An 8,839-nucleotide genomic window follows, 5' to 3' on the forward strand; every position below is an offset into this window, starting at 1 on the left:
TGGACGGTCGCTGCCCGCAGGGTGGTCATCGTCGGGTGCAGATGTCGGTGACCACCAGTGGATGAGGTGCGAACCGGCGGGTGATCCAGCTGGTCAGGTCGTTCATGGAGGCGCCGAGGACCGTGCCGTGGCCGGCCTGTGGATAGCGTCGGTAGTCCACCGTGGTGCCCGTTGTGCACAGGCGTCGGACGACGCCATCGGTGTCCGAACGGCGGATAACGGTGTCCCGGTCTCCCTGCAGGATCAGCGTCGGTGCCATGCGGCGTGTCACCTCGTCCCGTCCCCGGGCGAAGGCGGTCGCGAACGGCGTCAGCCGCATCGGGTCCTGCCGGAAGGCGGCGCCGACGCTGACCCCGGTGCTCGCGGTCAGCAGGTCCGGCGCGCAGCGGGTGCGAGCGACGGCGAGCAGCTGCCTGCCCTTCGGGGTCAGGTAGCGGGTGAGATCGATCCGGGGGTTGGCGTCGGCGGCACCGATCACCGCCAGCATGAGATAGCCGACGCCGTCCGAACGATGCTCCAGGGCGGTCAGCGAGGCGGGCAGATCGGCCAGCGGAGCAGTCGCGATGACCCCATGAACTCGCAGGTCAGGGGCATAGGACGAGGCCTGCGCACCAGCGGCGAGGACGGCCTGTCCACCCTGTGAATAACCCCAGAGGACGGCATCGCGCCCGGTATCGGCGGCAGTGATGGCGCGGGCGGCCCGGACGATGTCCAACACCGCCCGACCCTCCGGCCCGGCGACGTAGATGGCGTGTTCGCCCGGGGTGCCCAGGCCCGCGTAGTCGGTGAGCGTGACGACATAGCCCGCGCGGACGAGCGGGAACGTCCACGCGGCGGCGGCCAGCGGCGGCTGGGCCGCAGACGGTGCACAGGAGTCGGCGACTCCGGTCGTCCCATGGGCGAACGACACCACCTGGCGACCACCCGTGGTCACCGTCGGCCCCGTGGTCACCGTCGGCGAAGCGGCTGTGGATATCGCAGGACCGCTCGGCGCGAGGACCAGACCGGACACCAGCGCCGTCGACCGGGAGAAGGTCCGTGACCGGTATAGGATCCGCCAAGCGCGGATCCCGGCCGGAGCCCCGCGCACCGCGGTCTGCCGGACGAGGTCTCCTGGCCGCCCTGGCCCACTCGCCGGCCCGGCCCCGTCATCCCCAGCACTGTCGCCGACGGAGTGCGCTCCGGCTGGCCCGGAGCGGCCGAGAGTGACATCGGCGGCCCGTCCGCAGCCGGCCAGCGGAGCAAGTCCGAACAGCAGGAGGACCAACGGCATACGGATCACGCGACCGCGCACATCACCCTTCGACACCAGTCGCGAATAAGACACGCAATAAGCGTATTGTTTACGATCGGTGACTTCCTGGTGGGGTTTGGTGCGCACGGTGGGCTTTGACTCGCCGGCCGACGCGGCCACGGTGATCTGCCCGTCCGGGCATCCCACGGCCAAGGCCCTGCTGCCGTGGCAGGTCGGGGTCGCGGTCCCGCTCGGGGCCGAAACTGTGCACCTTCTGTGGATCTCGGCCGGGTATCCGCGGGCGATGGCAGGTCAGGGGCAACGGGTGGATACCCTGATGGTGTCCGCAGGCGGGTGCGGTGCGGCGGCCAGTGATCGCCGCGGTCGGAGCAGTTCGTTCATCCCGTCGTCCCGAAACCGGCGGAGGCCCGCTATCGTGACCACACTTGCGTCCAGCACGCTTGCGCTCGGCCCGGATGTTCTCAGCGCGGACAGCCTGGTCAAGGCTGGTCTGGCCATCGTCCTGCTGATCGTTTTTGCCGAGTCGGGGCTGCTGATCGGCTTCTTCCTGCCCGGTGACTCGCTGCTGTTCACCGTCGGCATGCTGATTTCCCGGGACGAGGTCTCCACCCCGCTGCCCGTGGCGATGATCCTCATCGGACTGGCCGCGGTGACGGGTGACCAGGTGGGGTATCTCATCGGGCGCAGGATAGGCCCGGGGCTGTTCAACCGGCCGAACTCCCGGTTGTTCCGGCGAGAGCACCTCGAACAGGCAAACGCGTTCTTCGAGAAGAACGGCCCGAAGTCGATCGTACTGGCGCGTTTTGTGCCGATCGTGCGGACCTTCACTCCGGTCATCGCCGGGGTGGGTGGGATGAACTACCGGATCTTCTCGATCTACAACCTCATCGGTGGTCTGCTCTGGGGCTGCGGGATCACCCTGCTCGGCTACTTCCTCGGCTCGGTGAACTTCATCCACGACAACATCGAGGCGATGCTCATCCTCGTGGTGGCCGTGTCGGTGCTGCCCATGGGCATCGAGATGCTGCGGGCCCGGCGCCGTCGCCACGCCCAGGGCGGCGCGAACGCGGCCGACCACGCCGGTGGCCCGGGCGCCGCCGCAGGCGCGGCGGGTGACCCGGGTGGCACCTGGCAGAACTCCGCCGACGTGCAGGGCACCGGCGGCCAGGGGGCCAACGGCTGGGTGGCCGGCGGCCACGGATCCGGTGTGCAGGAGCTGGAGCCGCTGGAGTCGGAGTCGCTGGAGTCGGAGCCGCACGGCCAACCGTTCGACTCGTCCGCCACGATGCAGATGCGGCGCGGCGGCAGCGGCGGGCGACACTCCGCCGGTCGTCAGAGCTGAAAAAGCCCCCTCGCGCAGGTGGCTCGCGGGGAGGCTGGGGATTTCGGGTCCCGGCGGGCTCCGCACCGATACGGGGGGAGTCGGCGGGACGCCCGCCGGGACTCATCAACAGTATCGGCTCATCGTGGGGCTGTCGCCCGTCCGCTCCCGGCCGCGGCCGGGAGCGGACCGCAGAGATGCAGGTAGCACACAAGATTTTCAATAATGTGACTATCGTCTCACCTCTTTAAGGGTGGGACGACTGTGCGCTCACAACGCATCCATCCCGCGTTCGGCGGTGCGCACCCGGGTCAGCGAGTCGACCGGCAGCACCCAGATCTTCCCCGCCCCGCTCGACGCCGTCGCCGCCGCCCCTCGAATGACGCCGACCACATCCTCGACATCAGAATCGGCGACAACGCATTCGAGGCGCACTGACAGCACCGACTCGTCGTGGAAGCGCCGGCCGCGATAGGTCTCGGTGCGCCACAGCTCCGTGCCAAAACCAGTGACCTGGCTGATGGTCATACCCTGGATGCCGAAGATGCCGAGCGCGGCGCGCACGTCGTCGACCCGATGCGGGCGTAGAACCGCGGTGACCAGTTTCACGGCTGCCTCTCGTCCGTGGGCCACACCGCCGGTGTCGACCGCCTCATCCGAAGCGTAGAACCGGCAGATAACGAGCCTGTCTCCGGATTGTCAGCGAAGCACACACCGGAAGGAAGAACCATGTCCCTGCTCGACCGCGGCACCGCGCCGGATCCGTACGACGTGCTGCCCGTCCGTCCGACGTTCACCGTCGTGAGCTCCGACCTCGTCGACGGTGGCACCGTGCCGCTGGCCCAGGTGCACGGCAGCGCTGGCGGAAACAACATCTCCCCACAGCTGGCCTGGTCCGGTGCCCCGGAGCAGACGCAGAGCTTCGTCGTGACCTGCTTCGACCCGGACGCGCCGACCGGCAGCGGCTTCTGGCACTGGGTCCTCGTCGACCTGCCCGCCAGCACCACCGAGCTGCCGACCGGCGCGGGCAGCGGTGACTTTCCCGGGCTGCCCGCCGGCGCCTATCACGTCCGGGCCGACTGGGGGACGAAGGAGTACGGCGGTGCCGCGCCGCCGCAGGGCGACGTGCCGCACCGGTACGTGTTCACGGTGCATGCCGTCGACGTTCCCACGCTCGAGATCAACGACGAGGTGTCGCCGGCCGTCGTCGGATTCAACCTCGCGTTCCACACGTTGGCCCGCGCGGTCCTGCGGGTGACGTTCCAGCATTGATCGGCGGTCCACCGGCACCAGGGTGGTCACCGGGCCAGGGTCATTTCGATCGCGTTTCCGGCACGTTCCCGCTGGAAGCGGCCCGGTGGCCCGCCCAGGCCGGCCGGTCGGTGCCAGACGGTGACCGTTGTTCCTGGCATAGGCCTGCCACCGCGGGGGAGTCTGGAGTGGACTCACGGTCGGGAGGACTGCATGGGCGACGGCAGACAGCGGGACGAGCTCGGTGCGGCGTACGCGAACGACGCGCGCCGGAGCTGGGAGGTGGCCGAACCAATCCACGCGGTCATCTACTTCCATCCGGCGGTGGCTCGGTTCGGTGCGGAGGCCGGCTGCCACGGATTCTGGATGAGCTACGTCGGGATGCGGGCGGCCCCGCTCGGCGCGGCCTCGGCCTCGGCGATCACCGCGGCCTTCTACACGTTCGCACCCCGGCGGATCGCCAGGTCCGTGCCGGATGTCTGGGCCTACTCGTCGCCGGCACGGCTGCTGGACGCGCGGCTCGCGGCCATGGACGACGTGCTGCGCGATCTGTGGGGCCTGGAGGCGACGGGCGCGGCGGTGCGTCGGGCCGCGGAACTGGCCGGTCGGGTGGCCGCGGCCACGGTGACCGCGGGCCGGCCGATGGCAGCGGCGAACGCGGCCCTGCCGATTCCGGGTGAGCCGCACCTCGCCCTGTGGCAGGCATTGACCGTCCTGCGGGAACATCGTGGCGATGGGCACATCGCCGCCCTGGTGCGTTCCGAGGTCGGGCCGTGTGAGGCGCTCGTGCTCGCCTCGGCGACGGGGCGCAGCCCCGCCGAACAGTCCCGGATGTCGCGAGGCTGGAGCGAACGGGAGTGGTCGAATGCGGTGCGTAACCTCGTCGGGCGCGGCTGGCTGCATCCGGACGGTTCGTTGACCTCGCTCGGTTCGCAGGCCAGCGCCGAGATCGAGAACGTCACCGACCTGCTCGCCGCCCCGCCGTACCGGGCGCTGTCGCGACCGGAACGCGACGAGCTGTACGAGACGCTTTACGGGCTGGCCGAACGGGTGGCCCACGGCGGCGGGTTCACCTGGCCCAACCCGATCGGCCTGGACTGGCCCCCGCCGTCGGCCCTGTCGGTCGACGGGCTGCGTCAGCCGGCGGAGCTGGGCTCCACCGAGGGATAGCCGTAGTCACCGGAGTACGGCTCGCCGCCGCCGTCCGGCTCGTCGTCATCCCCATGACCGACAGCCAGGCCGTCGGCGGCGGGCAGACCGCCACCGAACGTCGCGGTTCCGAACGCGCCGGGCCCGGATGGCAGGGTGGCTTCGAGGCCCGGCGGGTCGAGTTCGGCGGGGTCGAGGTCGTCCGGCGTCAGGTTGGTGTCGTCGACCTCGCCGTGCATCTTCGACCCGTTCAGCACGACCGGGATCTCCAGGTCGCCGACGACGTGTTCGACGTAGAAGGCCCGGGCGCCGATGAGCCACAGCGCGAACCCGGGGTCGAGCCGCGGCAGCAGGTCGGCCGCGACGTCGGTGAGGCCCAGGGCCTCCTGGGTGTCGGAGATCTGGTCGGAGGCCTGCTTGTAGAGGATGCGGATCGCCGTCTCCGCGAGCAGACCCTTGGCGATCTCCACCGAGTCGGGGGAGGCGGAGAGCAGGTCGGAGATGCGGTGCGCGACGATCGCGTTCGCACAGCCCCACTGCCGGGCGAGCTTCTGCTGTGCGGACAGTCGGCGCACCAGCCCGGCAAAGCGCATCAGCCGCCAGCACTCGTCGTAGACGACGTAGCGCTGCACGCCGTCCTGGCGCATCAGCGCTGCTTCCATCCACGCCTGCGCACAGGTCATGATCAGCGCGATCATCTCGTCGCTGCCCTGGACCCGTTCCAGGTTCAGCACGGCGATCGGCCGGTCGAAGTCCAACGGGGACGTCGTCGGTCCGTCGAACAGACCGCCGAGTGCGCCGTGGGTGAGCCGACGCAGGGTGAGGGTGGCGTCCCGGGAGGCGTCGCGCAGCTCGGTGGCCGTCATCGGCAGGTCGACACAGTCCGCGTCGGTGGGGTCGGTCATCGCCTCGAGGACGTGGGGCAGCAGCGGGGTGGCCCAGCGGTCGGGGTCGGCACCGGTGATCTGCCGGGTGACGACGTCGAGCGCGAGGTCGACGGCGGTGTGCTCGGCCGGGGTGAGCGGCACCCCCTTCGCCGTCTCGATCAGCGACGACAGCAGCGCCGAGCGGGCCCGCTTCACCTCTCGGGCCCAGTCGGCGTCGGCGATGCCACGCGGTCGTGGCGGGGCGTCCAGCGGGTTGAGCCGGGTGGCCATGCCGGGGCCGATGTAGGTGGGTTCGCAGCCGAGCCGGCGGGCGAGCCGGGTGTACTCGCCCTTGGGGTCACAGGGCACCGCGGCCTGGTAGCCGAACGCCGCACCCCGCGAGATCAGCGTCTTGAGCAGCGCGGACTTGCGGGAACCGACCGCGCCGAACACGGCGAAGTTCGGGTTCTCGATGACCTGCTGGCGGTACAGCTCGAACACGTCGAAATCGAACGAGTTGCCCGACCAGACGTGCCGGCCGATGTACATCCCGGGGGCGTCGAGCCCCGAGTCGACGACGAACGGGTAGATGCCGGCGATCTGCGCGGTTGTCTCCATGTGCGCCGGCAGCCGCAGCCTGTGGTAGTTGCGCCCGGCGAACTGCCCGATCAGCCGAGGTGGCTGCGCGCCGCGGCGCAGGGCCGCCTGAGCCCGGCGCATCGCCGCCTTCTCGGCGGTGGCGGCGGCCTTCTCGGCCCGACGGCCGCGGCGCGGCGAGGGCTGGGCTGCCTGCCCGCGGGCGGAACTACGCGGGCGACGCGGGCCGCCACCCAGATCGACGAAACCCTCGGCGTCGCGCCCCGGGTCGTGGGACGCGGCCTCGTAGGCCGCCGCCTCGTAGCCGTCCGGGTCGTAGCCGGCCTCGTCATAGCTGGGCGGGTCGAACTGGTCGAAGTCGAGCACTTCGTCCGCGTCGCCGTACCCGTTGGCGTCGCCATATCCGTTGGCGCCGCTGTGTCGGTCGGTGTCGCCGTACTGGTTGGTGTCACCGTCGTGCGCTGGGCTCATGCCACTCCTACTGCCAGGGGTAGCGCACCGACGCTGAAACCCTGGTCCTGCTCGCCGACGAGCCGCACCATCTCCAGGCGGCTGCGGGAGGCCAGGGTCTCCGCCTCGCCGCACGCATCGGCGAGGCCGTCGAGGTCGTCGGCGGAGACGGTGACGAACCCGTGAAAGCGGAACGCGCCGAACCCGGCGATGAGTTCCTGCTCGCGGCGTTCGACCTCGTCCGCCTCGGCAACGTCCCGCTGGGTCGTGACCTTGCCGACCTTGTCTCGCATCTGCTGCTCACCGAGGTGGGCCATTCGTCGCCGGTTCACCGACTTCTCCGCCTTACGTCCGGGGAGCGGCTCCACGATCAGGGACACGGTACGCCGGCAGGTGGTCTCCATCAGCAGCGGGGCGAGGAACGCCGCCGGCGACGGAACCCGCGGCCATCCGTTGATCCAGTAGGTGGTGTGGAAGCCGGAGTCCGTGCGGTAGTGATCCCAGGCTGTGACGGTGCGTACAGGTCCGGCGACGGCCGGGTCGATGCCGGACGCGAGACCCTTCAGACCACCGGCCAGGTCGGTGCTCGCCCCACCACGGGCGTCGATCATCTCGATCGAGTACGGATCGTAGGTGGTGCGGATGACGGCGGCGAGCGCCCGTGGCGGCAGCCAGCCCACCGTGTTGATGGACGCGCGGGCCAGCGCCGCCTCCATCGTGCGAAGTTCACCGAGCAGGACGGCGCAGGCCGCCTGATCGCCGCCGCCGGCCCGCTGGATGGCCCGGCGGGCGTCCTTGGCCCGCAGCTGGAACGACAGGTAGGTCTCATGCCGCTGGGCGACCGGGCCGGCCGCGTCGATCACCTGCTGGTAGGCGTTGGCCACCCACGAGTCGTCGTGGTGACCGCGGACCCGCCAGTGCCGCTGCAGCTGGTCACCGGAGTCGGGCAGGGTGCGTTCCAGCCACTGGATCCGCGACAGCCGGCCACCACCGGAGGTGAGCCCGGCGAGCAGCTCCCCCCAGGCATCGACCCGGGCCTGCTGGTCCCCGGATTCCAGCAGCGCGAACTGGCTGCCCCGTACCTGCAGAACAGCGGTGTAGGTCTGCTTCTTCGCATCCTTGACGATGGCGACGTAGCGCCCGCCACCCACCGGGACGGACAGCATCACCAGGGAGGACAGCGGTCCGGGGAGGACCGTACGACTGAGCTGGTCATCGCCGGAACCGAGCCGGAAGAACGCGCCACGGAACACCGATTCGCCCGTCACCTTCTGCATCGTGAAGCCGAAAAGGATCGGCACCCACTGGTCGAGGTTACGATCCTCCACCCGGACGAACGCGACGAACAGCAGGGCCAGGGCGAACAGCACCCAGATCGGGACGGTGATCAGTGGTGAGCGCAGCGCGCCGAGAACGCACAGCATCACGCCGATCATCAGGCCGAGCTGTGGCCAGCGCATGCCCAGCATGATCCCGCCGCGCTCCAACGGCCCGAACCGGTAACTGCGTTCCGCGACCATCGACTACCTCACTCGCTCCTTCACCGCTCGGCGCCGCATTGTTGCGGACGGTGTTTCGGGTTGTGCCTGGGTCGTGCTGCTCCGGCCGTGGCGCGGGACGGTGTGCCGGTCGCTGTTCGGATCTTGTTCACTGGCCGCCGGTGCGGGTCGGCGGGTTGGGCGTGCCGACCCGGGGCGGCCGGGACGCGGCCGTCACCGCCGGACGCGTCGCGGGGCTCGCCGGACTGGTCCGCGGGCCGGCGCCGGGGCGGCTCGCAGCGACCCGCGTCGTGCCGTTCGAACGACCCGCGGCCCCCGTTGATCCGCCGACTCGGGCCGCCACCCCTGCTCGCGCGGGCTGGCGCGTGCCGCTGGCACCGGCTGCGATCGCAGCCCGGCCGCTGCCGCCGCCGACCGCCGTCGCCGCGACCTCGACCTGCTGCGTGCTCTG

Annotated in this window: 7 protein-coding genes and 1 pseudogene; 4 read left to right on the top strand and 4 right to left on the bottom strand. The window is 70.6% G+C overall.

Features of this window, described 5'->3' with window-relative positions; all coding sequences use genetic code 11:
* Positions 1 to 25: 25 nt before the first annotated feature.
* On the bottom strand, positions 26 to 934 hold the full coding sequence (locus ND747_RS25925) for a lipase family protein (RefSeq protein WP_251736839.1): 909 nt from the start codon (positions 932 to 934) through the stop codon (positions 26 to 28).
* A 736-nt stretch (positions 935 to 1,670) separates the two neighbouring features.
* On the opposite strand from ND747_RS25925, the gene ND747_RS25930 reads away from it, so the two are divergent.
* Positions 1,671 to 2,597, top strand: coding sequence for a VTT domain-containing protein (locus tag ND747_RS25930; protein WP_251736840.1), 927 nt, complete (start codon positions 1,671 to 1,673; stop codon positions 2,595 to 2,597).
* Between the two features lie 249 nt (positions 2,598 to 2,846).
* On the opposite strand, the gene ND747_RS25935 is transcribed toward ND747_RS25930, so the two are convergent.
* The gene (locus ND747_RS25935; RefSeq protein WP_251736842.1) at positions 2,847 to 3,185 is read right to left on the bottom strand and encodes a P-II family nitrogen regulator; all 339 of its coding nucleotides are present in this window, start codon (positions 3,183 to 3,185) and stop codon (positions 2,847 to 2,849) included.
* Between the two features lie 120 nt (positions 3,186 to 3,305).
* Between ND747_RS25935 and ND747_RS25940 the strand changes: the two genes are divergently transcribed.
* Both ND747_RS25940 and ND747_RS25945 read left to right on the top strand, forming a co-directional pair.
* The gene (locus ND747_RS25940; protein ID WP_251736844.1) at positions 3,306 to 3,848 is read left to right on the top strand and encodes a YbhB/YbcL family Raf kinase inhibitor-like protein; all 543 of its coding nucleotides are present in this window, start codon (positions 3,306 to 3,308) and stop codon (positions 3,846 to 3,848) included.
* A gap of 192 nt (positions 3,849 to 4,040) precedes the next feature.
* Positions 4,041 to 4,997 (top strand): hypothetical protein, encoded by a 957-nt coding sequence (locus tag ND747_RS25945; protein WP_251736845.1) that lies wholly within the window; start codon positions 4,041 to 4,043, stop codon positions 4,995 to 4,997.
* On the opposite strand, the gene ND747_RS25950 is transcribed toward ND747_RS25945, so the two are convergent.
* Positions 4,964 to 6,910, bottom strand: a complete 1,947-nt coding sequence (locus tag ND747_RS25950) for a conjugal transfer protein TraC (protein ID WP_251736847.1) — start codon at positions 6,908 to 6,910, stop codon at positions 4,964 to 4,966. The genes ND747_RS25945 and ND747_RS25950 overlap by 34 nt on opposite strands.
* On the bottom strand, positions 6,907 to 8,409 hold the full coding sequence (locus ND747_RS25955; protein ID WP_251736849.1) for an SCO6880 family protein: 1,503 nt from the start codon (positions 8,407 to 8,409) through the stop codon (positions 6,907 to 6,909). The genes ND747_RS25950 and ND747_RS25955 overlap by 4 nt, the downstream gene beginning before the upstream one ends.
* A gap of 161 nt (positions 8,410 to 8,570) precedes the next feature.
* Between ND747_RS25955 and ND747_RS25960 the strand changes: the two are divergent.
* Positions 8,571 to 8,839: pseudogene (locus ND747_RS25960) on the top strand (hypothetical protein); the annotation flags it as partial.

The sequence above is a fragment of the Frankia sp. R82 genome (assembly GCF_023716925.1).
In the GTDB taxonomy this organism is placed as follows: domain Bacteria; phylum Actinomycetota; class Actinomycetes; order Frankiales; family Frankiaceae; genus Frankia.